This is a genomic window from Microbacterium sp. K2 (genome assembly GCF_051365005.1).
GTDB lineage: Bacteria > Actinomycetota > Actinomycetes > Actinomycetales > Microbacteriaceae > Microbacterium > Microbacterium foliorum_B.
Genome location: NZ_JBLWII010000001.1, coordinates 1,292,784 through 1,314,415 on the forward strand (window position 1 = coordinate 1,292,784; position 21,632 = coordinate 1,314,415).

Annotated in this window: 21 protein-coding genes; 14 read left to right on the forward strand and 7 right to left on the reverse strand. The window is 67.9% G+C overall.

The features are described from left to right. Positions 1-120 precede the first annotated feature (120 nt). Positions 121-294 (forward strand): hypothetical protein, encoded by a 174-nt coding sequence (locus ACLKOY_RS06440; protein WP_436452911.1) that lies wholly within the window; start codon positions 121-123, stop codon positions 292-294. Between the two features lie 22 nt (positions 295-316). On the opposite strand, the gene ACLKOY_RS06445 is transcribed toward ACLKOY_RS06440, so the two are convergent. Continuing rightward, a complete protein-coding gene (locus ACLKOY_RS06445) occupies positions 317-697 on the reverse strand; it encodes a VOC family protein (protein ID WP_436452912.1) in 381 nt (126 codons plus the stop codon). 224 nt (positions 698-921) lie between these two features. Next, on the reverse strand, positions 922-2,793 hold the full coding sequence (locus ACLKOY_RS06450) for an FAD-dependent monooxygenase (RefSeq protein WP_436452913.1): 1,872 nt from the start codon (positions 2,791-2,793) through the stop codon (positions 922-924). Between the two features lie 132 nt (positions 2,794-2,925). Between ACLKOY_RS06450 and ACLKOY_RS06455 the strand changes: the two genes are divergently transcribed. Further along, complete coding sequence (locus tag ACLKOY_RS06455) at positions 2,926-3,627, forward strand: IclR family transcriptional regulator (RefSeq protein WP_436452914.1); 702 nt, start codon at positions 2,926-2,928, stop codon at positions 3,625-3,627. Positions 3,628-3,741: 114 nt separating this feature from the next. On the opposite strand, the gene ACLKOY_RS06460 is transcribed toward ACLKOY_RS06455, so the two are convergent. Further along, positions 3,742-5,121, reverse strand: a complete 1,380-nt coding sequence (locus ACLKOY_RS06460) for an MFS transporter (RefSeq protein ID WP_436452915.1) — start codon at positions 5,119-5,121, stop codon at positions 3,742-3,744. An 88-nt stretch (positions 5,122-5,209) separates the two neighbouring features. Here ACLKOY_RS06460 and ACLKOY_RS06465 point away from each other — a divergent pair, with 88 nt between their 5' ends. Genes ACLKOY_RS06465 through ACLKOY_RS06490 form a run of 6 tightly spaced genes read left to right on the forward strand, consistent with a single transcriptional unit; the run spans position 5,210 to position 11,699 of the window. Continuing rightward, entirely contained in the window at positions 5,210-6,754 is a 1,545-nt protein-coding gene (locus tag ACLKOY_RS06465; protein WP_436452917.1) for a fumarylacetoacetate hydrolase family protein, read from the forward strand. Next, positions 6,751-7,437 carry a GntR family transcriptional regulator gene (locus ACLKOY_RS06470; RefSeq protein ID WP_436452918.1) on the forward strand — a complete coding sequence of 229 codons (687 nt, stop codon included), beginning with the start codon at positions 6,751-6,753 and terminating at the stop codon, positions 7,435-7,437. Before ACLKOY_RS06465 ends, ACLKOY_RS06470 begins: the two co-directional genes overlap by 4 nt. After that, the gene (gene hpaE / locus ACLKOY_RS06475) at positions 7,434-8,930 is read left to right on the forward strand and encodes a 5-carboxymethyl-2-hydroxymuconate semialdehyde dehydrogenase (protein ID WP_436452919.1); all 1,497 of its coding nucleotides are present in this window, start codon (positions 7,434-7,436) and stop codon (positions 8,928-8,930) included. Before ACLKOY_RS06470 ends, hpaE begins: the two co-directional genes overlap by 4 nt. A gap of 14 nt (positions 8,931-8,944) precedes the next feature. Continuing rightward, positions 8,945-10,108: a 3,4-dihydroxyphenylacetate 2,3-dioxygenase gene (gene hpaD / locus ACLKOY_RS06480; protein ID WP_363571642.1), complete on the forward strand. Its 1,164-nt coding sequence runs from the start codon at positions 8,945-8,947 to the stop codon at positions 10,106-10,108. 11 nt (positions 10,109-10,119) lie between these two features. Continuing rightward, positions 10,120-10,905: a fumarylacetoacetate hydrolase family protein gene (locus tag ACLKOY_RS06485; protein WP_363571644.1), complete on the forward strand. Its 786-nt coding sequence runs from the start codon at positions 10,120-10,122 to the stop codon at positions 10,903-10,905. Continuing rightward, positions 10,890-11,699, forward strand: a complete 810-nt coding sequence (locus tag ACLKOY_RS06490) for an HpcH/HpaI aldolase family protein (RefSeq protein WP_436452920.1) — start codon at positions 10,890-10,892, stop codon at positions 11,697-11,699. The genes ACLKOY_RS06485 and ACLKOY_RS06490 overlap by 16 nt, the downstream gene beginning before the upstream one ends. Before the next feature lie 69 nt (positions 11,700-11,768). On the opposite strand, the gene ACLKOY_RS06495 is transcribed toward ACLKOY_RS06490, so the two are convergent. The 3 genes from ACLKOY_RS06495 to ACLKOY_RS06505 are packed head-to-tail and all read right to left on the reverse strand — an operon-like array spanning position 11,769 to position 14,927. Beyond that, complete coding sequence (locus ACLKOY_RS06495) at positions 11,769-13,298, reverse strand: tripartite tricarboxylate transporter permease (protein ID WP_140036456.1); 1,530 nt, start codon at positions 13,296-13,298, stop codon at positions 11,769-11,771. Between the two features lies 1 nt (position 13,299). After that, a complete protein-coding gene (locus ACLKOY_RS06500) occupies positions 13,300-13,989 on the reverse strand; it encodes a tripartite tricarboxylate transporter TctB family protein (protein WP_436452921.1) in 690 nt (229 codons plus the stop codon). Continuing rightward, positions 13,986-14,927 carry a Bug family tripartite tricarboxylate transporter substrate binding protein gene (locus ACLKOY_RS06505; protein ID WP_436452922.1) on the reverse strand — a complete coding sequence of 314 codons (942 nt, stop codon included), beginning with the start codon at positions 14,925-14,927 and terminating at the stop codon, positions 13,986-13,988. Before ACLKOY_RS06505 ends, ACLKOY_RS06500 begins: the two co-directional genes overlap by 4 nt. 150 nt (positions 14,928-15,077) lie before the next feature. Between ACLKOY_RS06505 and ACLKOY_RS06510 the strand changes: the two genes are divergently transcribed. From ACLKOY_RS06510 to ACLKOY_RS06525, 4 genes are all read left to right on the forward strand, one after another. Further along, positions 15,078-16,730, forward strand: coding sequence for an ATP-binding protein (locus ACLKOY_RS06510; protein WP_436452923.1), 1,653 nt, complete (start codon positions 15,078-15,080; stop codon positions 16,728-16,730). Further along, positions 16,727-17,425: a response regulator gene (locus tag ACLKOY_RS06515; protein WP_436452924.1), complete on the forward strand. Its 699-nt coding sequence runs from the start codon at positions 16,727-16,729 to the stop codon at positions 17,423-17,425. Before ACLKOY_RS06510 ends, ACLKOY_RS06515 begins: the two co-directional genes overlap by 4 nt. A gap of 112 nt (positions 17,426-17,537) precedes the next feature. Beyond that, complete coding sequence (gene tcuA / locus ACLKOY_RS06520; protein ID WP_436452925.1) at positions 17,538-18,989, forward strand: FAD-dependent tricarballylate dehydrogenase TcuA; 1,452 nt, start codon at positions 17,538-17,540, stop codon at positions 18,987-18,989. Between the two features lie 80 nt (positions 18,990-19,069). Next, complete coding sequence (locus tag ACLKOY_RS06525) at positions 19,070-19,792, forward strand: DUF6882 domain-containing protein (protein WP_436452926.1); 723 nt, start codon at positions 19,070-19,072, stop codon at positions 19,790-19,792. 21 nt (positions 19,793-19,813) lie between these two features. Here ACLKOY_RS06525 and ACLKOY_RS06530 read toward each other — a convergent pair whose 3' ends face one another. Beyond that, a complete protein-coding gene (locus tag ACLKOY_RS06530) occupies positions 19,814-20,290 on the reverse strand; it encodes a DUF4188 domain-containing protein (RefSeq protein ID WP_436452927.1) in 477 nt (158 codons plus the stop codon). Between the two features lie 66 nt (positions 20,291-20,356). On the opposite strand from ACLKOY_RS06530, the gene ACLKOY_RS06535 reads away from it, so the two are divergent. Further along, a complete protein-coding gene (locus ACLKOY_RS06535; RefSeq protein ID WP_436452928.1) occupies positions 20,357-20,917 on the forward strand; it encodes a TetR/AcrR family transcriptional regulator in 561 nt (186 codons plus the stop codon). Between the two features lie 58 nt (positions 20,918-20,975). Then, complete coding sequence (locus tag ACLKOY_RS06540) at positions 20,976-21,536, forward strand: hypothetical protein (protein ID WP_436452929.1); 561 nt, start codon at positions 20,976-20,978, stop codon at positions 21,534-21,536. The last annotated feature ends 96 nt before the right edge of the window (positions 21,537-21,632 follow it).

The following is a 21,632-nucleotide window of genomic DNA, read 5'->3' on the forward strand; positions in this document are numbered from 1 at the left end:
GACACGGTGCGTTAGCCTTCCGGGGAAGAGCTCGGTGTCACACTCGAAGACGCCGAGCCGCTCGGCGTCTTCGAGAACATCTTCACGTACGAGGGCGCGCCCGGCCACGAGATCGCGCATGTGTTCGCGGTCTCTTCCGCAGCGCTCGACGCCGTGCCTCTCGACGCCGAACTCCGCATCCTCGATGAGGGCAGCCCCGTGCGGTGGGTGCCGATCGACGACATCCGTTCCGGCGCACGCGTGCTGTTCCCCTCAGGTGCGCCCGAGGCGCTGCCCGCACTCACCCAGCGCTGAGCACCTCGGGCGCGCCGAGCACTCAGCTCTGGGCGCTGTAGTCCGGCAGCTCCTGCAGGGTCCATGTGTTGCCGTCCGGGTCGTCGAAGCTGACGAACCGACCCCACCCCTGCTCATCGACACCCTGTGCCGCGACCCCGAGCCCCTGAAGATGGGCGAGCGCCTCATCGGCATTCGGGACGACGACCTGGATGGTGTTCTGCTGGCCGGGCTCTAGTTGAATCTCGAGCCCCGTGCCGAAGGCGATCGAGCAGGCTGAGCCGGGAGGCGTCATCTGCACGAACCGAAGGCCGTCATACGGCACCTGGTCGTGATCGGCGTGAAAGCCGATCTTCTCGTAGAACTCCTTCGACCGGTCGACATCCGAGACCGGGACGAAGATCAGCTCGATCTTCCAATCCATCACACGCTCCTCCTGTCGGGGCGACTTCGCCCATCGGCCCTCAGAGTACGCGTGGCCTCCGACACCCACCAGAGGTACCTCACCCGTGCAAGACGTCTCCCCGGTCTGGCATGCCGCATCCACACACCCTCGGAGGAGAACTGCGCTTCGGGAGGAGAGCTCGCTCGAGGTCCTCCTCCCGAGGGGATTTCTCCTCCCGAACGCGCGACGGGCGCACGACAGGCTCAGGATGCCGGCAGCAGCGCCCCGTCGAAGAATGCCCCCAGCTCGTCGGTCGCATCCAGAGGGAGGATCGCCGCCACGTACTGGTCGGGGCGCACCACGATCACGACGCCGTCCCGCGACAGCTCGCGCGCCTCGAAGATGTCGGTCTCAGTCCATTTCGACGGCCCTGCCGCATAGACCTTCTCCCAGTCGGTGAGTCCGAGCGGACCGGTCTTCGGCTGGAACAGCGCCGGCGCCGAGGTCACCTCGACCTCCTCATGCGGCTGCTGGTAGATCGCCTTGACGTCGAAGACGGCGTCGGTGTCGGCATCCGAGGGTGTGAACCGCTCGAAGACGGACTCAGCCTCAGCCGCCCATGCGTCGAGCGTCGCCGCATCGCGGCCCGCGAAGGCGTAGACGCGCCAGCGACCATCGGCCTTGGCATGGTGGCCGAGGTGGATCGCGTTGCCGTCACCGACCCGCACGACCTCGGCGGACTTGAAGCGCTTGCCCAAGGGGAAGCCGCCCGCGAGCGCCTGGTGCGCGTCGGAGCCGGTGATCATCGATGACGTGTACTGGGTCATGAACCCGGAGGGGAACTCCGCCGTCGCGAGATAGTACGTCGCGAGGTCAGTCGGGTCGGTGATCTCCGAGGGCTTGCGCGCCATGAGCGTCGACCACTCTCGATCGAAGTCGATGAGCTGCTGGGCGACGGGCCGACGCTCGGCGCCGTACGTCGCGAGCAGTGCGTCGGGCGCCCGGCCGGTCAGCACCGACCCGAGCTTCCATCCGAGGTTGAACCCGTCCTGCATCGACACATTCATGCCCTGGCCGGCCTTGGCGCTGTGCGTGTGACAGGCATCACCCGTGAGGAACACTCGCGGCGTGCGGCCGGACCCGTCGATCACGTCGTCGAACCCGTCGGTGACCCGGTGCCCGACCTCGTAGACGCTGTGCCAGGCCACCTCTTTCACGTCGAGCGTGTAGGGGCTGAGGATCGCATTCGCCTTGGCGATGATGTCCTCGATCGGCGTCTGGCGCACGCGGTGGTCGTCGTCCTCTGCGACCTCGCCGAGGTCGATGTACATCCGGCTGAGGTAGCCGCCCTCGCGAGGGATGTGCAGGATGTTACCCGCCTCCGAGTTGATCGCGCACTTGGTGCGCCAGTCAGGGAAGTCGGTGTTGACGAGCACGTCCATGACGCCCCAGGCGTGGGCTGCGCTGCCCCCGACGTGCGTGCGTCCGATCGACTGGCGCACGCCGCTGCGCGCGCCGTCGCATCCGGCCACGTACTTCGCACGGATCGTGCGCTCCTCACCGGCCCGCTCGCCCGCGACGTAGCGCAGCGAGACCTCGACCGGATACTCGCCCTCCTCGTGCACCGTGAGTCCTGCGAACTCGATGCCGTAGTCGGGGACGATGCGACCGGGACCGTTCGCCGCCGCCTCGGCGAAGTAGTCGAGCACTCGCGCCTGGTTGACGATCAGGTGCGGGAACTCGCAGATGTCGTAGGCGTAGTCGGCGGTCCGCGAGGTGCGGACGATCTCGTTCGGCCGCTCGGGGTTCGGTCCCCAGAAGTTCATCCAGCCGATGTTGTAGGCCTCGGCGATGATGCGCTCGGCGAAGCCGAAGGCCTGGAACGTCTCGACGCTGCGCGGTTGGATGCCGTCGGCCTGGCCCAGCACCAGACGCCCCTCGCGTTTCTCGATGATGCGCGTGGAGACATCGGGGTACTGCGACATCTGGGCGGCGAGCAGCATGCCGGCGGGACCGGAGCCGACGATCAGCACATCGATCTCGTCGGGCAGGTCTGCGGGCCGCTCGGTGCCGATGCCCTCGGCATCCTTCACACGCGGGTCTCCCGAGACATAGCCGTGGTGGTGGAACTGCATCGTCGTCGATTCCTTCCGGACGTCACTGTCGGGTGTTGCCTTCGAACGAATCGTGTTCTATATTCGAACACGACGTTCTACTATTGAACACAGCTTAGGGACGCCCGTCCCAGAACGCAAGGGAGCGCACGCATGCCCGAAGGCACTCCGGCCTCGCAGACCCTGAGCCGCGGCATCCGGATCCTCGAGGTGCTCGCCGATGCGCGCATCCCGCTGACGATCGACGAGATAGCCTCGAGACTCGAGGTGCATCGCTCGGTGGCCTACCGACTGCTGCGCACGCTGGAAGACCACCGGCTCATCGGGAGAGACTCGTCGGGCGCCGTGACGCTGGGCCCGCGCATGGCAGCGTTGGCTGCCGGCGTCGCCCATGACCTTCAAGCCGAGGCGATCCCGGAGCTGACCGCGATTGCGAACGAACTCGGCATGACCTGCTTCCTCGGCGTGCTCGACGGAGACGACTGCATCACACTCGCGAGCATCGAGCCCCGTCATGCGATCGCGAGCGTCGCTCAGCGGCCGGGCGCCAGGCACTCCGTCACCGTCGGCGCACCGGGCAAGGCGATCCTCACGCAGCTTCCGCTCTCTCAGTGGCCGGACGACCCGCGAGCAGCACTGCACGCAGAGGTCGACGAGGCGCGCGTACGCGGATATGCCACGAGCCACGACGAGGTCATCCCCACCGTGCAGTCGGTCGCGGTGCCGCTCGCTCTGCGTGGTCAGCGCCCAGCGGCGATCGCGGTCGTGCACGTGGCCACCGACCTCGACGACGCCGAGATCGCAGCCCGACTGCGGCGCTCCGCGTCGGCGATCCGAGAAGCCCTCGACGGCTGACGTGGTTCACAATTCAGCATGAACGGGAGACGGCAGATGCGTCGCCCCGGAAGAACCGGAGCGACGCATCGCCTGCACCATCGTCGATGCTGAAATGTGGACGGCTGATTCAGATCAGACCTTGGCGAGCCCACGGATCGGACTCACGGACTGCTCCTCCTCGTGATCCGGCCCCAGGGGGATCCCGGAGCGATCACGCAGCAGCAGCGTCGCCACGAGGCCGAGCAGCGTCATGCCGGCGAGGTACCAGGTGACGGCCTGCGTCGAACCGGTCGCCTGCACGATGGCGGTCGCGATGGTCGGGGCGAACGCCCCACCGGCGATCGCGCCGATCGCGTACGAGATCGAGACGCCCGAGAAGCGGATGCTCGCGGGGAAGAGCTCTGCGTAGAGAGCCGCCTGAGGGCCGTACGTGAACCCGAGACCGATCGTGAGGATCGCGAGACCCGCGAAGAGCAGCCCGATCTCACCCGTGTTGACCAGCGGGAACAGCGTGAACACGCCGACGAGCTGCATCACCCAGCCGATGATGTACGTCGTGCGCCGACCGATGCGGTCCGACAGCCACCCTGCGATGAGCGTCGTGATCAGCCAGGTCACGGCAGAGCCGGCGACCGCCCACAGCACGGGTCCGCGCTCGAGGCCGATCGGCCCCTCGGGGTTGGTGGCGTATCCCTGGATGTACCCGCCGGTCGTCATGTATCCGACCGCGTTGTTGCCTGCGAAGACGAACGCAGCGACGATCACGAGCAGCAGGTGCTTGCGGAACAGCTGCACGATCGGCATGCTCGCCTTCTCCTTGCGCTCGGCGAGCTCGACGAAGACCGGGCTCTCCTCGACCTTGCGGCGCACGTAGTAGCCGACGAGGATCAGCACTACGCTGAGCAGGAACGGGATGCGCCAGCCCCACTCGAGGAACTGATCACCCGGGGCGATCACCGTCATCAGCGCCATGACACCCGATGCGAGCAGCAGGCCCAGCGGCACGCCGATCTGCGGCGAGGCACCGAAGATCCCGCGCTTCGACTTTGGCGCGTGCTCGACGGCCATCAGCACCGCACCGCCCCATTCGCCGCCGGCCGAGATGCCCTGCAGGATGCGCAGCAGCACCAGCATGATGGGTGCGGCGAGTCCGATCGCCTCGTAGGTCGGCAGCACGCCGATGAGCGCGGTGGCCGCGCCCATCAGGATCAGCGTCCACATGAGCACGGTCTTGCGCCCGAGCTTGTCGCCGTAGTGGCCGGCCAGGAAGGCCCCGAGCGGCCGGAAGAGGAAGCTGACGCCGACGGTGGCGAACGCGACGATGGCGCTGTTCGCTCCGAGCGGCTCGAAGAACAGCTGTCCGAAGACCAGGCCGACGGCCGTGGCGTAGATGAAGAAGTCGTACCACTCGACCATGGTGCCGACGACTGTGGCGAACACGACCCGGCGCCGATCGGCCGGTGTCGCGATGGTTCCGGTGGGTGTGAACCCAGCCTGTGACTGCCCGCTCATAGGGGTATCTCCTTTGATTGTGACCGCATTGTCACGGCTCGCGTACGAGGGGTGTCGAGTTGCTTGCCGAGGGGTGACACGATGATATATGATTTCGAATACGACGCACAAGGCGTCGATCCACAGCGCGAGGAGGCGCCCCGTGACGGCATCCATGACCCGCCCCGGCAAGATCATCGCGATCCATCTGAGCTACGCCTCCCGTGCCGATCAGCGCGGCCGTCGGCCCGCAGCTCCCTCCTATTTCTTCAAGCCGGCCAGTTCGGTCGGTGTCTCCGGCGGCACGGTCGAACGCCCTGCCGGCACCGAGCTGCTGGCCTTCGAAGGCGAGATCGCCCTCGTGATCGGCACCGCCGCTCGTCGTGTCTCGCTCGACGACGCCTGGAGCCACGTCGGCTGGGTCACCGCCTCGAACGACCTCGGCCTCTACGACCTGCGCGCCAACGACAAGGGCTCGAACGTCCGCTCCAAGGGCGGCGACGGCTACACACCCCTGGGCCCCGAGCTCATCGACGCCCGCATCGTCGACCCCACCGCCCTGCGCGTGCGGGCCTGGGTCAACGGCGAGCTGCGTCAGGACGACACCACGGCCGGCCTCATCTTCCCGTTGGCGCAGCTCGTCGCGGATCTCTCTCAGCACTTCACCCTCGAACCCGGCGACGTCATCCTCACCGGCACGCCCGCCGGATCGTCCGTGATCGTTCCCGGCGACGTGGTCGAGGTCGAGGTCGACGCACCGGATGCCGAGGGCTCCCCCTCCTCCGGCCGGCTCGTCACCACCGTCACGCAGGGCGATGTTCCCTTCGATGAGGAGATCGGCTCGCTCCCCGCCGTCGACGACCTGCAGCGCACCGAGGCCTGGGGTTCGCGCGAAGAAGCGGGACTCCCCGCCGACGAGGCAGCGCCCGCCCTCTCCCCCGAGCTCCACGCCAAGCTGCTCGAGGCCCCGACCGCGGGCCTCTCCGCGCAGCTGCGCAAACGCGGCCACCACTCGTGCTTCATCGACGGCGTCTCCGCCAACATCGCCGGCAGCAAGATCGTCGGCACTGCCAAGACGCTGAGATTCGTCCCGTTCCGTGAGGACCTCTTCAAGACCCACGGCGGAGGCTACAACGCGCAGAAGCGCGCCTTCGACTCGGTCGACGAGGGCGAGATCATCGTGATCGAGGCCCGCGGTGACGCGACCACCGGCACCCTCGGCGACATCCTCGCTCTGCGTGCTCGTGCCCGTGGCGCGGCCGGCGTCGTCACCGACGGCGGCGTGCGTGACTTCGACGCCGTCGCCGAGATCGGACTCCCCGTCTTCTCGCAGGGCGCGCACCCCTCAGTCCTCGGACGCAAGCACGTGCCGTGGGATGCTGACATCACCATCTCCTGCGGCGGTGCCACCGTGCAGCCCGGCGACATCATCGTCGGCGACGGCGACGGCGTCATCGTGATCCCACCCGCCCTGGCCGAGCAGGTCGCAGACGACGCTCTCGCGCAGGAGATCGAGGACGCCTGGATCGCCGAGCAGGTCGCGGCAGGTCACCCCGTCGACGGGCTGTTCCCACTCAATGCGGAATGGCGCAAGAGATACGAGGCCGCGACGGGCTCAGTCACCCAGAGTCCGGTCGCGGGGACTGTCCGATGACCACCGTGTCCAACGCGAGCAAGTCGGAGCAGGCCTATGCCTGGATCCGGTCGCGCATCTCCGGCCACATCTTCGGGCCCGGCTACCGCCTCGTGCTGGGATCGCTGGCGGAAGAGCTGGGCATGAGCGTCGTGCCGGTGCGCGAGGCCATCCGCCGCCTCGAGGCCGAGGGTCTCGTGACCTTCGAGCGCAACGTCGGCGCCCGTGTCACGCTCGTCGACGAGAGCGAGTACGCCCACACCATGGAGACACTGGGGTTGGTCGAGGGCGCCGCCACGGCCCTGTCCGCGCCTCTGCTCGACGATGCGACGCTCGATGCAGCCGAGGCGGTCAACAAGCGGATGACGCAGATGCTCGGTCACCTCGATGCGCATGCGTTCACCGAGCTCAACCGGCAGTTCCACTCCCTGCTCTTCCAGCCCTGCCCGAACCCGCATCTGCTCGATCTCGTGCACCGGGGATGGGCGCGGCTGTCGGGCATCCGCGACTCGACGTTCGCGTACGTGCCCGGCCGCGCCCAGCACTCCGTCGAGGAGCACACGCAGATCCTCGAGCTCATCCGAACGGGTGCCGACCCGCTCGAGATCGAGCTCGCCGCCCGCAACCACCGCCTGCGCACGAGGGATGCCTTCCTCGACGCCCTGCACGCCCGCTCTCACCACAACTCAGGAGACGAGTCATGACCGATTCCCGCATCCCCGCCGACCTGCCCGAGCACATCCAGCACTACATCGACGGCGCGTTCGTCGACTCGGTCGACGGCGACACCTTCGACGTGCTCGACCCGGTGACGAACAAGACCTACACCACGGCGGCCGCCGGCAAGAAGGCCGACATCGAGCTCGCCGTCGCGGCAGCGAAGCGCGCGTTCGACGAGGGCCCCTGGCCGCGAATGCTCCCCCGTGAGCGCTCGCGCGTGCTGCACCGGATCGCCGACATCGTCGAGTCTCGTGATGCCCGCCTCGCCGAGCTCGAGTCGTACGACTCCGGCCTGCCGATCACCCAGGCGCTCGGACAGGCCCGCCGAGCCGCCGAGAACTTCCGCTTCTTCGCCGACCTGATCGTCGCGCAGTCCGATGACGCCTTCAAGGTGCCCGGCAAGCAGATGAACTACGTCAACCGCAAGCCGATCGGCGTCGCGGGGCTCATCACGCCGTGGAACACGCCGTTCATGCTCGAGTCATGGAAGCTCGGCCCCGCCCTCGCGACCGGCAACACCGTGGTGCTCAAGCCTGCGGAGTTCACACCGCTCTCGGCCTCGCTCTGGGCCGGGATCTTCGAAGAGGCAGGTCTGCCCGAGGGCGTCTTCAACCTCGTCAACGGTCTCGGCGAGGACGCCGGAGACGCGCTCGTCAAGCACCCCGACGTGCCGCTCATCTCGTTCACCGGCGAGAGCTCGACCGGGCAGCTGATCTTCGGCAACGCCGCCCCGTTCCTCAAGGGACTCTCGATGGAGCTCGGCGGCAAGTCACCCGCCGTCGTGTTCGCCGACGCCGACCTCGAGGCCGCGGTCGACGCCACGATCTTCGGCGTCTTCTCCCTCAACGGCGAGCGCTGCACCGCGGGATCCCGCATCCTGGTCGAGCGCTCGATCTATGAGGAGTTCGTCGAGAAGTACGCCGCCCAGGCGAAGCGCGTCAAGGTCGGCTACCCGCACGACCCGGCGACCGAGGTCGGCGCTCTCGTGCATCCCGAGCACTACGACAAGGTCATGAGCTACGTCGAGATCGGCAAGACCGAGGGCCGCCTCGTCGCCGGCGGCGGCCGCCCCGAGGGTTTCGATACCGGCAACTTCGTCGCACCTACGGTGTTCGCCGATGTCTCCCCCGACGCCCGCATCTTCCAGGAGGAGATCTTCGGACCGGTCGTCGCGATCACGCCGTTCGACTCCGATGAGGAGGCACTGGCACTCGCGAACAACACGAAGTACGGGCTCGCCGCATACATCTGGACGAACGATCTGAAGCGCGCCCACAACTTCTCGCAGTCCGTCGAGGCCGGCATGGTGTGGCTGAACAGCAACAACGTGCGCGACCTGCGCACCCCGTTCGGCGGCGTCAAGGCCTCGGGTCTCGGTCACGAGGGCGGCTACCGCTCGATCGACTTCTACACCGACCAGCAGAGCGTGCACATCACGCTCGGCGGTGCCCACAACCCGACCTTCGGCAAGAACTGAGCAAGGACGCTGCAATGACCGACAAGACTGCGAAGACGCTGACCTCCTCGGGCTACTACGTGAGCCAGGAGGCTCCGATCCAGACCGACAACCCCGTTCCGACCCCCGAGAGCACTCCTCCTGACGTGCTGCGCTGCGCCTACATGGAGCTGGTGGTCACCGACCTGGCCGCGTCGCGGGTGTTCTACGTCGACGTGCTCGGCCTGTACGTCACGGAAGAGGACGACGAGGCGATCTACCTCCGCTCCACCGAGGAGTTCATCCACCACAACCTGGTGCTGCGCAAGGGCCCGATCGCCGCGGTGGCGGCCTTCTCTTACCGCGTGCGCACCCCGGAGGACCTCGACCTCGCGGTCGCGTTCTACACCGAGCTCGGCTGCGACGTGCGACGCAACCCCGACGGCTTCGTCAAGGGCGTGGGCGACTCGGTGCGCGTGGTCGATCCCCTCGGCTTCCCGATCGAGTTCTTCCACCAGTCCGACCACGTCGAGCGGATGTCGTGGCGCTACGACCTGCACATCCCCGGCGAGCTCGTGCGTCTCGACCACTTCAACCAGGTCACCCCCGATGTGCCCCGCGCCGTGAAGTTCATGCAGGACCTGGGCTTCCGTGTGACGGAGGACATCCAGGACGACGAGGGCACGGTCTACGCGGCCTGGATGCGCCGCAAGCCGACCGTGCACGACACGGCCATGACCGGCGGAGACGGGCCGCGCATGCACCACGTGTGCTTCGCGACCCACGAGAAGCACAACATCCTCGCGATCTGCGACAAGCTCGGAGCCCTGCGCCGCTCCGACGCCATCGAGCGCGGCCCCGGCCGCCACGGCGTCTCGAACGCCTTCTACCTGTACCTGCGCGACCCCGACGGCCATCGCGTCGAGGTGTACACGCAGGACTACTACACGGGCGACCCCGACAACCCCGTCATCACGTGGGACGTGCACGACAACCAGCGTCGCGACTGGTGGGGCAACCCGGTCGTCCCCTCCTGGTACACCGAGGCCTCGCTCGTGCTCGACCTCGACGGCAACCCGCAGCCGGTCGTCGCGCGCACCGACAGCTCGGAGATGGCCGTCACGATCGGCGCCGACGGTTTCTCGTACACGCGTCCCGACGACGACGAGGCCATGCCCGAGTACAAGCAGGGCGAGTACAAGCTCGGCCACCAGCTCTGAGGAGGGCACGGATGCTGTCAGCAGACACCGTCACGCAGATCGCCGCAGAGCTGGCCGAGGCCGACCGGACGCACTCGGTGATCCCGCGCATCACGGCGCGCTACCCCGAGGCCACGGTCGAAGACTCGTACGCGATCCAGGGCGTGTGGCGCGACTCGCAGATCGCCGCCGGACGCCGCCTGGTCGGTCGCAAGATCGGCCTGACGTCCAAAGCGATGCAGCAGGCCACCGGCATCACCGAGCCCGACTACGGCGTGATGTTCGACGACACGGTCTACGAGTCGGGCGCCGAGATCCCGGTCGACCATTTCTCGAACGTGCGCATCGAGGTCGAGCTGGCGTTCGTGCTCAAGCATCCGCTCGAGGGCCCCGACTGCACGCTCGACGACGCTCTCGCGGCGATCGACTATGCGGTCCCGGCGCTCGAGGTGCTGAACTCGCACATCGAGCTCGAGGGCCGCACCATCGTCGATACGATCAGCGACAACGCCGCCTATGGCGCGATGGTGCTCGGCACCGTACGCAGGCGGCCGGACGAGATCGACCTGCGCTGGGTGCCCGGCGTACTGTCGCGCAACGGCGAGATCGAGGAGACCGGCGTCGCAGCCGGCGTGCTCGGCCATCCCGCAACCGGGGTCGCATGGCTCGCGAACAAGTTCCACCAGCACGGCGCGCGTCTCGAGGCCGGGGAGATCATCCTGGCAGGATCGTTCACACGCCCGATGTGGGTGTCGCGCGGCGACGAGGTGCTGTGCGACTACGGACCGATGGGAACGATCGCATGCCGCTTCATCTGAGCCCCTCGCCGTCGTTCCGCGATCAGCTCACTGCATCCGAACGACCGCTGATCGGCGCATGGATCTGCTCGGGGAGTCCGATCGTCGCCGAGATCGTCGCGGGCTCCGGTCTCGACTGGACGCTGATCGACGGCGAGCACAGCCCGATCGGACTGGAGTCGATGCTCTCGCTGCTGCAGGCCGTCGCGCCGTACCCGATCACCCCGGTGGTGCGGCTTGCTGCGAACGATCCGGTGCTCATCAAGCAGGTCCTCGATCTGGGAGCGCAGAATCTGCTGGTGCCGATGGTGAACACCGCGGAAGAGGCGTCCAGGGCTGTCGCCGCCACGCGCTATCCACCGCTCGGCACCCGAGGAGTGGGCAGCGCGCTGGCTCGCGCCGCTCAGTTCAATCGGATCGAGAACTACCTGCAGCGTGCACACGAGATCACCTCGCTCACGGTGCAGATCGAGACGGATGCCGCGGTGCGCAACTCCCGCGCGATCGCCGAGGTGGACGGCGTCGACGGGGTGTTCATCGGTCCGAGCGATCTGGCCGCATCCATGGGACTGCTCGGGCAGCAGGAGCATCCCGATGTCATCGCCGCCGTCGAACAGACGATCACGGAGGTGCGCGGTGCAGGAAAGCCCGTCGGCGTCAACGCGTTCTCACCGGCTACGGCTCGCCGCTACCTCGACGCCGGCGCGTCCTTCGTTCTCGTCGCGGCCGACGTGTCGATCCTGGCGCGTGCGACGGAGAAGATCGCGGCGGAGTGGATCCCCGATCAGGACGCCACCGCGCACACGAGCTACTGACCCCGCGCGCCGGTTCCGCGGGTGCCGCGACACCCACAGAACCGGCACATCACCTGCGTCGAGCGCCCCTCACACCGTGACCGACTCCGCCGCGGTCGCCACCCGACGGCGGTTGCGCATGTGCTGCACGACCGAGATCCCGGCGATGACCGCGAGGATCGCGTACAGGGTGATCGTGAAGGGGCTCGAGACGAGCACCATCGGGTCGCCGGCCGACACCGCGAGCGCTCGGCGCAGCTCGGTCTCCGCCAGCGGACCGAGCACCACGGCGATCATCACCGGCGCGAGTGGGATGCGGAACCGGCGCATCAGCACGCCGATCAGACCGATGGCGATGAGCGCCCAGACGTCGACGACGGAGGAGCCCATCGCATACACGCCCAGCACCGCGAGGACGGTGATCGTCGCGTACAGATAGTGCTTCGGGATCAACAGCAGCTTGGCCCACAGCGATGCGAATCCCATGTTGAGGATCAGCAGGGCGACCAGCCCGATGAACAGCGAGGCGATCAGCGTCCACACGAGTTCCGGGGTGCGTGTGAAGAGCAGCGGCCCCGGCTGCAGTCCGTACTGCTGGAAGGCGGCGAGCATGATCGCGGCGGTGGCAGAGGTCGGCAATCCGAGTGCGAGCAGAGCGCCCATCGCGGTACCCGCCGTCGCATTCGCTGCGGCCTCAGGGGCCGCGACACCGCGAATGCTCCCCACAGTGCCGAAGTCGGTGTCGTTGCCCGCCTTCGCCAGCCGCTTCTCCAGCCCGTAGGCGAGGAAGGTCGGCACCTCGGCACCACCGGCCGGGATGATCCCGAACGGCAGCCCGAAGCCCGTGCCACGCAGCCACGCCGGCAGCGCACGACGGAAGTCCGACCAGCTCAGGCGCGCTCGGCCTTGTGCGATCGTCTGCGCCGACCCGTCTTCGGTGTGGATGCGGGAGGCCACGGCGAACACCTCGCCGAGCGCGAGGAGACCCACGGTGATCACCACGATCGACAGGCCGTCGAACAGCTGCGGGATGCCGAAGGTGAAGCGCTCCGTGCCGCTCGGACCGTCGATGCCGATGAGCACCAGCGCCAGGCCCACCCCGAGCGAGAGCAGGCCGCGGATGATGGACTCCGAGACCACCGAGCTGACGGCGAGGAACGCGAAGGCGGCGAGCGCGAAGTACTCCGCCGGGCCGAACATCGTCGCCATCGAGACGAGCAGCGGCATGGCGAACACGGTGACCAGTGTGGCGAGGATGCCGCCGAGGAACGCACCGATGGCGGCAGTCGCCAGCGCCTTGCCGGCGCGTCCACTGCGCGCCATGCGGTTGCCCTCGAAGGACGAGGCGATCGCCGAGGAGTTGCCCGGTGTGTTCAGCAGGATGCCCGCTGTCGAGTCGCCGAACAGACCGCCGAAGTAGATGCCGGCGAACATGATGAAGGCTGCGATGGGGTCGAGGCTGAACGTGATCGGCAGCAGCAGAGCCACGGCCATCGATGATCCGAGCCCCGGGAGCACCCCGACTGCGGTGCCGAGCACCGCTCCGACCAGCACCCAGAGGAGGTTGATCGGTGTGAGGGCTCCGGCGAACCCCTCCAGCAGAAGCGTGATCTGGTCCATGTCAGAAGATCCATCCGATGAAGCCCGACGGCAGGTTGAGGCCCAGGCCCGCGCCGAAGGCGAGCTGGACGAGAGAGCTCAGCAGCAGTCCGACGCCGATGTCGAACACCGGCCTCCTGCTGCCGAGCGCGTAGGCCACGATCCAGAACAGCAGCGTGGCGCTGAGGATCCACCCGACCGGTTCGAGCATCACCGCGAAGACGACCACGGCGCCCAGCACCAGACCGAAGGTGCGCCAGTCGAAAGCCGGCGCCTGCTCTTCGGCAGCGACGGCGTCCGTCGTCACCGGCGGAGCATCCGCCCGACCTCGGCGGAACCGCCGCCTCGACGCCTCGAGCTGGATGACCTCGGTGTTCGTACCCGAGAGATCGGCGAGCATGTCTTCGGAGATGTCGGGGCGGTGCCAGACCTCCGGCTCGCTCCGCCGAGGCAGCAGGGCGGCGATCGTGAGCCACCCGCCGGTGAGCACCAGCAGACCGATCACGATGACCGGGAAGAACTGCGGTCCGGGCTCCGATTCGCCGCGCACGTCCATCGTCACCGTGCCGAGCAGCAGCAGGCCCGCGGCCACGAGGGTGGGGATGCCGACGGCGAGATCCCCTCGCCCGGTCCACCAGGAGTCACGGCGAAGACGGAAGGTCACGGCAGGCCCGGTGTCGCGATCGGAGAAGGTCTCGTCGGTCACAGTCACAGTCCCAGCTCCTCGATGATGATGTCGACCTCGTCCTGTTGCTCCTCGAGGTAGGTCGTGAAGTCCTCCCCCGGCAGGTACGAATCCGTCCAGTTGTTGCGCTCGAGCACTTCCTGCCAGGCGTCCGAGTCGCGCATCTCGTCGACGATCGCCGACAGCTCCTCGATCTGCGCCTCGTCGAGTCCCGGGGGTGCGACGAAACCCCGCCAGTTCGACATGCTCACGTCGATCCCCTGCTCGATGAACGTCGGCACGTCGACGCCTTCCATCCGCTCCGCCGACGACACGGCCAGCACGCGGAGCTGACCGGCCTCCACCTGACCGGCGATCTCGTTGTAGCCCGACATGCCACCCGTGGTGGTGTGAGACAGCATCGCCGAGAGCGCCTCCCCGCCTCCGGAGTAGGCGATGTAGTTCACCTGCGTCGGCTCGATGCCGATCCTGCTGGCGAGCGTGCCCGTCATCAGATGATCGATCGAGCCGAGCGATCCGCCCGCGATCGACGTTCCCTGCGGGTCGGCCTCCCAGACCTCGACGAAGTCGTCCAGAGTCTGGATCTCCGAATCCGCCGGCACCACCAGTGCGGCGTAGTCATCGGCGAGCCGTGCGATGGGCGTGACATCGGCGAGCGTCTCCGGGGTGTCCCCGAGCGAGATGGCCCCGACCATCACCCCGCCTGTCGCCATCAGGATGTCGGAGCGACCCGCCATTCCGACCAGCTGCGACAGTCCGATGGTTCCGCCCGCACCGGGCACGTTGACCACCTGGACGTTGTTCACGATGCCCTCTGATCGCATCGCGGTCTGGGATTCCCGAGAGAATCCGTCCCAGCCTCCGCCCGGAGACGCGGGTGCCATGATCGTCAGTTTGCTGCGTACCGTGGATCCCTGGCCCGAGGCCGCCGCGTTGACGAACGCGGCGCCTGTGGCGATGGCCACCACGACACCGAACAGAACTGTGCGCAATACTGGTTTCACGAAGGAACGCCCTTACATCGTCGTAGGAGGTCGGCTGGTGCCCCAACTTATGTCCCCGGATCACGTACCGGGGACTTGTGCACATAGCTGGCCATATTGGACATTTCGAACATGGGTGATGAGGTGACCGGATCCGCATCGCGGAGACCTGCGGCACGTCGCACCCATCGCAGGATCGGGTTCGGCCTGTTCGCCGTCCAGGTCGGCATCATCCTGCTGGTCGGCGCCGTCGCCGCCGGTATCGCGGTGTTCGCACAGATCGAGCAGGTGCGCCGCGGCGCCGAGAGCGACCTGCTGGTGCTGGCACGGTCGATCGCGACGCTGCCCGTCGTCATCGATGGGCTCACGAGCGACGATCCGACCACGACCATCCAGCCTGTCGCCGCGGCGATGCAGGAGGCCGCAGGTGTGGAGTACATCACCGTCGCCGACATGAACGGCATCCGCGTCGCACATCCGCAGAGCGATCTCATCGGAGAGCCGGTCTCCAGCGATCATTCCGCTGTGCGCGCGGGCGAGGAGTTCTCCGGATCGGAGTCCGGACCGATGGGACTCACTCTGCGCTCCAAGGTTCCGGTCATCGGCGGGAACGGGGAGGTCATCGGCACCGTGTCCGTGGGACTGGCCCAGAACGCGGTCGATCAGCAGGTGCTCTGGCGAGTCGCTCAGGTCTCGGTTCCGACGCTCGTCGCAGTGCTCGTCGGCGTCGGGCTCGCGTGGGCGGTCACGACCGGACTGCGCCGCCGCCTGTACGGCGTGCGAACCGATGAGATGCTCGCCATGGTGCAGGCGCACCAGGCGGTGACGAACGGCGTGCGCGACGGGATCATCGGCGTCGACAGCGATGATCGCATCGCGGTCGTCAATTCCGAGGCGCAGCGGCTGCTCTCGCTCGACCCGTCCGACAGCGGATTCGTGGGCATGTCCGCGAAGGAGGTCCTGCCCGCCTCGGTGCTCGGCGTCCTCAGCGCAGACACCGAGCGGCTGACCCGCCAGGTGACCGCCGCAGGTCGCACTCTGATCGCCACCCGGTCGCCGGCGATCGCCGACGGCCGCGATGTGGGGGCGATGGTCGTCCTTCAAGATCGCAGCGAGTTGGACGCGATGCTGGAGACGCTCGAGCTCGAGCGCACCAGAACCGAGACGCTGCGCATCGAGACCCACGACTTCGAGAACCGCATGCACGTCGTCTCAGGCCTCCTCGGCCTCGGCGATCTCGACGATGCTCGCGCGTACCTCGCGGCGCTCCCTCGCGGCGAGCGTCCGGGTGACGCTCGACAATGGGCCCCGCTGCGGTCACCGCTGATGGCCGCATTGCTGGCATCGCGTCAGGCGCAGGCGAAGACGCGCGGAATCGAACTCGCGCTCACGGACGACAGCCGGATCGACGTCGGATTCGTCTGCGGCCCGGAGGAGATCACCGTGGTCGGCAATCTCGTCTCCAACGCGATCGAGGCAGCGCACGACAGCGTGGATGTGTTCCTGCGCGGAGACGCGGAGGGTCTGGACATCGTCGTCGATGACGACGGCGCGGGTCTCGCCGACGACGAGGCCGACGCCGTCTTCGCCCCCGGAAACACCTCGAAGACCTCCGACGCCTGGCGCCACGGGATCGGGCTCGACGTCGTCCGAGCCTATGTTCAGGAGCGTGGCGGCTTCGTCAGTGTCGGCCGCGCCGACGCCGGCGGTGCCCGGTTCACCGCGCACCTGCCGTCAGCGACGCCCACCGACGACGACACCGCCAACAAGGAGCCGAACTCGTGAGCGATCCGATCAGAGTACTCATCGTCGAGGACGACTTCGCCGTCGCGCGCCTGCACCGCAGCTTCCTCGAGCAGCTCGACGGCTTCGAGGTCGTCGGTGCCGAGCTCACCGCCGAAGCGGCGGCGTCGCGCCTCGCAGCGGGTGACGTCGACCTGGCCCTGCTCGACATGTTCCTGCCCGATGCGTCCGGGCTGCAGCTGCTGCGCCGCATCAGAGCCGCGTCCGCCACCCCACTGGACGTCATCATGGTCACTGCGGCACCCGAACCGGAACTCGTTCGTCAGGCTCTCGAACTCGGAGCGATCGACTACGTCCTCAAGCCGTTCCAGCAGGAGGATTTCAGCGCACGGCTGCGCCGCTACGCCGCCCGCCGTGCGCAGGCGAGCGCGCTGCCGGTGACGGCCCTCAGCCAGGAGCAGATCGACGCGCTGCAGGGACGACCGCCCGTACGGCGTCGGACGGCACTGCCGAAGGGGTTGTCGGAGAGCACCGCACGGGTCGTCGCCGACGATCTGCAGCGCCGCGACGAGCCCGCAGCGGCGGCCGAGATCGGCGAGACGCTCGGAATGTCACGGGTGAGCGCGCGTCGGTACCTGGAGTACTTCCTCGACCGGGGCGATGTGGAGGTGAAGCCCAAGTACGGCGACGCAGGGCGACCGCAGAACCTGTACCGCTGGGTGTCCCCGGGATTATGAACACCTGCGGGCTCAATATGTTCAATATGTCCTAATCCGAAACCGCCTCACGAGCCGACGTACCCTCTCAGATATGTCTCGATGTCGAGATATATCTGTCAAGGAGGATGTTGTGCGCGAGATCGATGTCATCGTGGTCGGCGGCGGAAACGCCGGATTCACCGCGGCTCATGCGGCCGCCGCGCGTGGCCGGCGAGTGGTTCTGCTCGAACGCGGAGCGCCCGACGAGGCCGGCGGCAACAGCTACTACACCGCCGGCGCGACGCGCGTTCCCCACGACGGACTCGACGATCTGCGTCCGTTCATCGAGCACGATGAGCGCCACAGCCGCTCAACGGTCCCGGCCTACTCGGCAGCGGACTTCCGCGACGACCTGATCAAGGTCACCGAAGGCCGCAATGACCCCCACCTCACCGAGGTGCTGGTCGCCGATGCGCGCCCGACGGTCGAATGGCTCGCCTCGCTCGGCGTGAAGTACCGACTCATGTACGAGAGGCAGGCCTACGATCGGCCGGACGGGTCGTTCCTGTTCTGGGGTGGACTGCACATCGGCAACGTCGGCGGCGGCGAGGGCCTCATCGCCGATCACACACGCGTCGCGATCGAGGAGGGCGTGGAGATCCGCTACGGCCAGCACGTCACCGACCTCGTCACGGACGGCGATCGAGTGGTCGGCGTTCGACTCGTCGACGGCGGTGAGCTGCGTGCAGACTCCGTCGTGATCGCCGCAGGCGGCTTCGAGTCCGACCCGGAGATGCGCGAAGCCGAGCTCGGCACCGGATGGGCCAACGCGAAGGTGCGCGGCACGCCGTTCAACACCGGCGAGCTCCTCACGGCAGCACTGCGCATCGGCGCGGCCCGCGGCGGCGACTGGTCGACGTGCCACTCCGTGCAGTGGGACGCGTTCACCGAGCACAACGAGTCGAATCGAGAACTCACCAACCGTCTCACCCGGCAGTCGTACCCGCTCGGGATCATCGTCAACCGCGACGGTGCGCGCTTCCTCGATGAGGGAGCAGACTTCCGCAACTACACCTACGCCAAGTACGGGCGCGAGATCCTCGCGCAACCCGGTTCGGTCGCGTGGCAGCTGTTCGATCAGACCCTGCGCCCGATGCTGCGGGCTGAGGAGTACGAGATGCCGGGCATCTCCGTGGAGACCGCAGACACGATCGGCGAGTTGGCGGTGCGAATCGGGGTGCCTGTCTCCGCTCTGGAGCGGACCGTGTCGGATTTCAACGGATCGATCGACCGGTCGATCACGTTCGACCCCACCGTGAAGGACGGGCGTCGCGCCGACGTCGTCCCTCCGAAGAGCAACTGGGCGTCGCCGCTGGAGACAGGCCCGTTCTACGCCTACGGCGTGACCTGTGGCATCACCTTCACCTTCGGAGGGCTGAAGACCGATACCCACGGTCGCGTCGAGCGTGAGGACGGCACGCTCATCGACGGCCTGTTCGCGTGCGGTGAGGCGCTGGGCGGCCTGTTCTCGAAGAACTACCCCGGAGGCTCCGGTCTGACCGCCGGAATGGTGTTCGGGCGGCGTGCGGGCTCCGTGGCCTGATCGCTCGGGGCGCGGCCCCGAGCCGGCGACGGCAGTCGAGGCTCTGGCGAATTCATAGCCGCCAGGGCGAGACTGTTGTCATGACCTTCGCCGCGCTCCAGCCGCTCGCAGACCGTGCTGCACTGTTCTCCGCCCTCCGCCAGGAGTCCCTGGCCACCGCTCTCGAGGACCTCGGCGATAACCGCTGGGATGCCGACATGGCGGCGGGGACCCTCACGTTCACCTCGAACGCCGATGCCAACCGTCAGCTCATCTCCCGCGCCCACCTCGTCGCGACGATCGCCCCGGGTCCGCGTTCGCTGCTCTGGGCGTGGGCGCACCCGCAGGGCGACCCGGCGGGGATCGCCGCACAGCTTCGCGACTACGGCACCCAGCACGGCATCCCCGAGCTGAGCGAGGCCGAGCTCCCCTTCCCCGCCGACGCCACCGGAGACGCCGAGTGGATCACGGCCGCCGCTCACACCGTCGGCGCCGTGGCCGTCGAGCTCACCGGCCGCGCTCCCTACTACCTCGCACCCGTCGGCGGAGGCACCTACGCGGTGTTCCTCCTCGATGCCCCTCTTCCTCCGCTCACCGTCGCATCCGCCGCGATCGCCCTCCCCCGCATCCTCGCGGGCCTGGCGCTGTCCGACGCCCGCACGGCCGTATGGGATGCCGCCCGGCTCGCCGGCTGGAACCTCACCTGGGCCGACGAGTCCTTCTCGGGCGCCACGGTCGCCGATGCGACAGGCACCGCGACGTTCCGCTTCGACGAGCAGGCGCGCATCACGAACATCGAGAGCAGCCTGCACCCGCAGGGCTGATCTCGCACCGAGAACAGCGCGTCAACGGCCCAGCCGCTGACGCGCTGTCTTCGTTCCGGGACCGATCGGTGCATGTGCGGTGGCCGCCGCGAGTCCGAACACCGGCATGTCGACGTACACCGCTTCGAGGTCGGCCACGGGCACCTGGTAGGTCTCGTGCCAGACCCCCACACTGCCGCTTCCCTGCAGCGTCCGCATGAAGTCGCGCCATGGCTGCAGGTGCGGAGCATCGCGGTCTGCGGCGAAGCGCTGCAGATGCTCGGGACTCTCCCAGTACGACAGCAGGATCGTCGTGCGCCCGAACCAGCTGTGCACACCGAGCATCCCCGCATCCCGATGGGTCGCGAGGTGCTGGAGCATCGGCGGCATCTTGCTCGCGGTTCGCATCACGCGCCCCACCTGCCACCATCGATTCGCCCGCATCCCGATCAGGAAGACCGTGACGTCCGACCGCTCAGGAGACGCGGTGTATCGACCGGGAAAGACCTGCTGAGCCATGAGCCACTCCTTGGAACAGTGTTATGTAACGACGTTACACAACAACGTTACGATAGGATCGACTCCATGGCAAGGCCTCCTCTCTACGACGACGCACTGCGCGACCGCCTCCTCGACGCGACAGCCGAGATGGTCGACCACAAGGGCCCTGAACGGATCAGCCTCCGCGACATCGCGCAGAAAGCCGGCACCTCGACCTCGGCGGTCTATGCCCTGTTCGGCGGGAAGACCGAGCTGCTCGTGGCCGTCATCGAGCATGGCTTCGCCTCCTTCGGCGAGGCTCAGGCGACCGCCGAGCCGCAGGGGCTGCGTGCACTCGGCTTCGCGTACCGGTCGTGGGCCATGGCGAACCCGGCGCTCTATCGCCTCATGTTCGGCGGCGGGGTGGCCACGGAGGACTGCCGCCCCGACGATGCGACCATGAGCACCGCGATGTCGCCTCTCGTGCGCGCGCTCTCGGCACGCGTCGACGAGTCCGAGGTGATGGCCTCGGCGCTCACCGTCTGGGCACAGGTGCATGGAGCCGTGAGCCTCGAGCTCGCCGGAGTCACTCCCCCGCTCGCGCCGTGGGACTCCGTCTACGCCGCGGTGGTGGATGCGGTCGAGCGCGCTTTCCCCGCCCGCTGACGCCCGCCCGGGTCGCCGAGAGATGCCGCGGCATCCGGGAGTGTGGAAGTCTGGTCGCATGAAGAACGGAATCGTCCGGTTCGCCGCGCTCTACGTGTTCAATGTCGCAGTCCTGCTGCTCATCGGTCTGCTGTCCGCCGGCGTCTCGGTCGGATTCAACGCCCTCTGGGCCGCGGTCGTCCTGACTCTCGCGGCGCTCTTCCTCAAGCCGCTGCTCACGGGCGCGTTCCGCAAGGCGGCAGCGAAGTCGGCATCCGATCGCACGAAGGCCGGCGAGAAGGTCGTCCAGTACGTCCTCGTCTACCTCGTCGAGCTGATCATCTGGGTGGCCGTCGTCTGGCTGAGCGGCGTCCGCGCCTCGGGGTTCTGGAGCTACGCGCTCCCGCCGCTCTTCCTGCTCTTCGGCTGGATGATCCACGACCAGGTCGATGACCGACTGAGAGCGAAGGCCGGCGAGCTGTACGACGTCGTGCAGGGCAAGGTCTCGGGTTCGAGGAGGCAGTCAGCGCCCGGCTCCGCAGCCCCCTCCGCGGGGTCGCCTGCCACCGAAGAGGCTCGCGAGGAGCTCTCCGACGGGCTCACCCCCGAGCAGCGTCGGATGCTGGACGAACTGGGCTGACGGCCCGGTCGCGGAACCTCGGCATCCGAACTGCCTGACAGAGAACGCAGAGAGGTCGCAGGGGCCAGTGGACTCCCTGCGACCTCTCTGAGGTTC

Bases quoted from the DNA above. Each gene is read 5' to 3' on its own strand.
- ACLKOY_RS06445 (WP_436452912.1), bottom strand. From the start codon at position 697: ATGGATTGGAAGATCGAGCTGATCTTCGTCCCGGTCTCGGATGTCGAC.
- ACLKOY_RS06450 (WP_436452913.1), bottom strand. From the start codon at position 2,793: ATGCAGTTCCACCACCACGGCTATGTCTCGGGAGACCCGCGTGTGAAG.
- ACLKOY_RS06455 (WP_436452914.1), top strand. From the start codon at position 2,926: ATGCCCGAAGGCACTCCGGCCTCGCAGACCCTGAGCCGCGGCATCCGG.
- ACLKOY_RS06460 (WP_436452915.1), bottom strand. From the start codon at position 5,121: ATGAGCGGGCAGTCACAGGCTGGGTTCACACCCACCGGAACCATCGCG.
- ACLKOY_RS06465 (WP_436452917.1), top strand. From the start codon at position 5,210: ATGATTTCGAATACGACGCACAAGGCGTCGATCCACAGCGCGAGGAGG.
- ACLKOY_RS06470 (WP_436452918.1), top strand. From the start codon at position 6,751: ATGACCACCGTGTCCAACGCGAGCAAGTCGGAGCAGGCCTATGCCTGG.
- hpaE (WP_436452919.1), top strand. From the start codon at position 7,434: ATGACCGATTCCCGCATCCCCGCCGACCTGCCCGAGCACATCCAGCAC.
- hpaD (WP_363571642.1), top strand. From the start codon at position 8,945: ATGACCGACAAGACTGCGAAGACGCTGACCTCCTCGGGCTACTACGTG.
- ACLKOY_RS06485 (WP_363571644.1), top strand. From the start codon at position 10,120: ATGCTGTCAGCAGACACCGTCACGCAGATCGCCGCAGAGCTGGCCGAG.
- ACLKOY_RS06490 (WP_436452920.1), top strand. From the start codon at position 10,890: ATGCCGCTTCATCTGAGCCCCTCGCCGTCGTTCCGCGATCAGCTCACT.
- ACLKOY_RS06495 (WP_140036456.1), bottom strand. From the start codon at position 13,298: ATGGACCAGATCACGCTTCTGCTGGAGGGGTTCGCCGGAGCCCTCACA.
- ACLKOY_RS06510 (WP_436452923.1), top strand. From the start codon at position 15,078: ATGGGTGATGAGGTGACCGGATCCGCATCGCGGAGACCTGCGGCACGT.
- ACLKOY_RS06525 (WP_436452926.1), top strand. From the start codon at position 19,070: ATGACCTTCGCCGCGCTCCAGCCGCTCGCAGACCGTGCTGCACTGTTC.
- ACLKOY_RS06530 (WP_436452927.1), bottom strand. From the start codon at position 20,290: ATGGCTCAGCAGGTCTTTCCCGGTCGATACACCGCGTCTCCTGAGCGG.
- ACLKOY_RS06535 (WP_436452928.1), top strand. From the start codon at position 20,357: ATGGCAAGGCCTCCTCTCTACGACGACGCACTGCGCGACCGCCTCCTC.
- ACLKOY_RS06540 (WP_436452929.1), top strand. From the start codon at position 20,976: ATGAAGAACGGAATCGTCCGGTTCGCCGCGCTCTACGTGTTCAATGTC.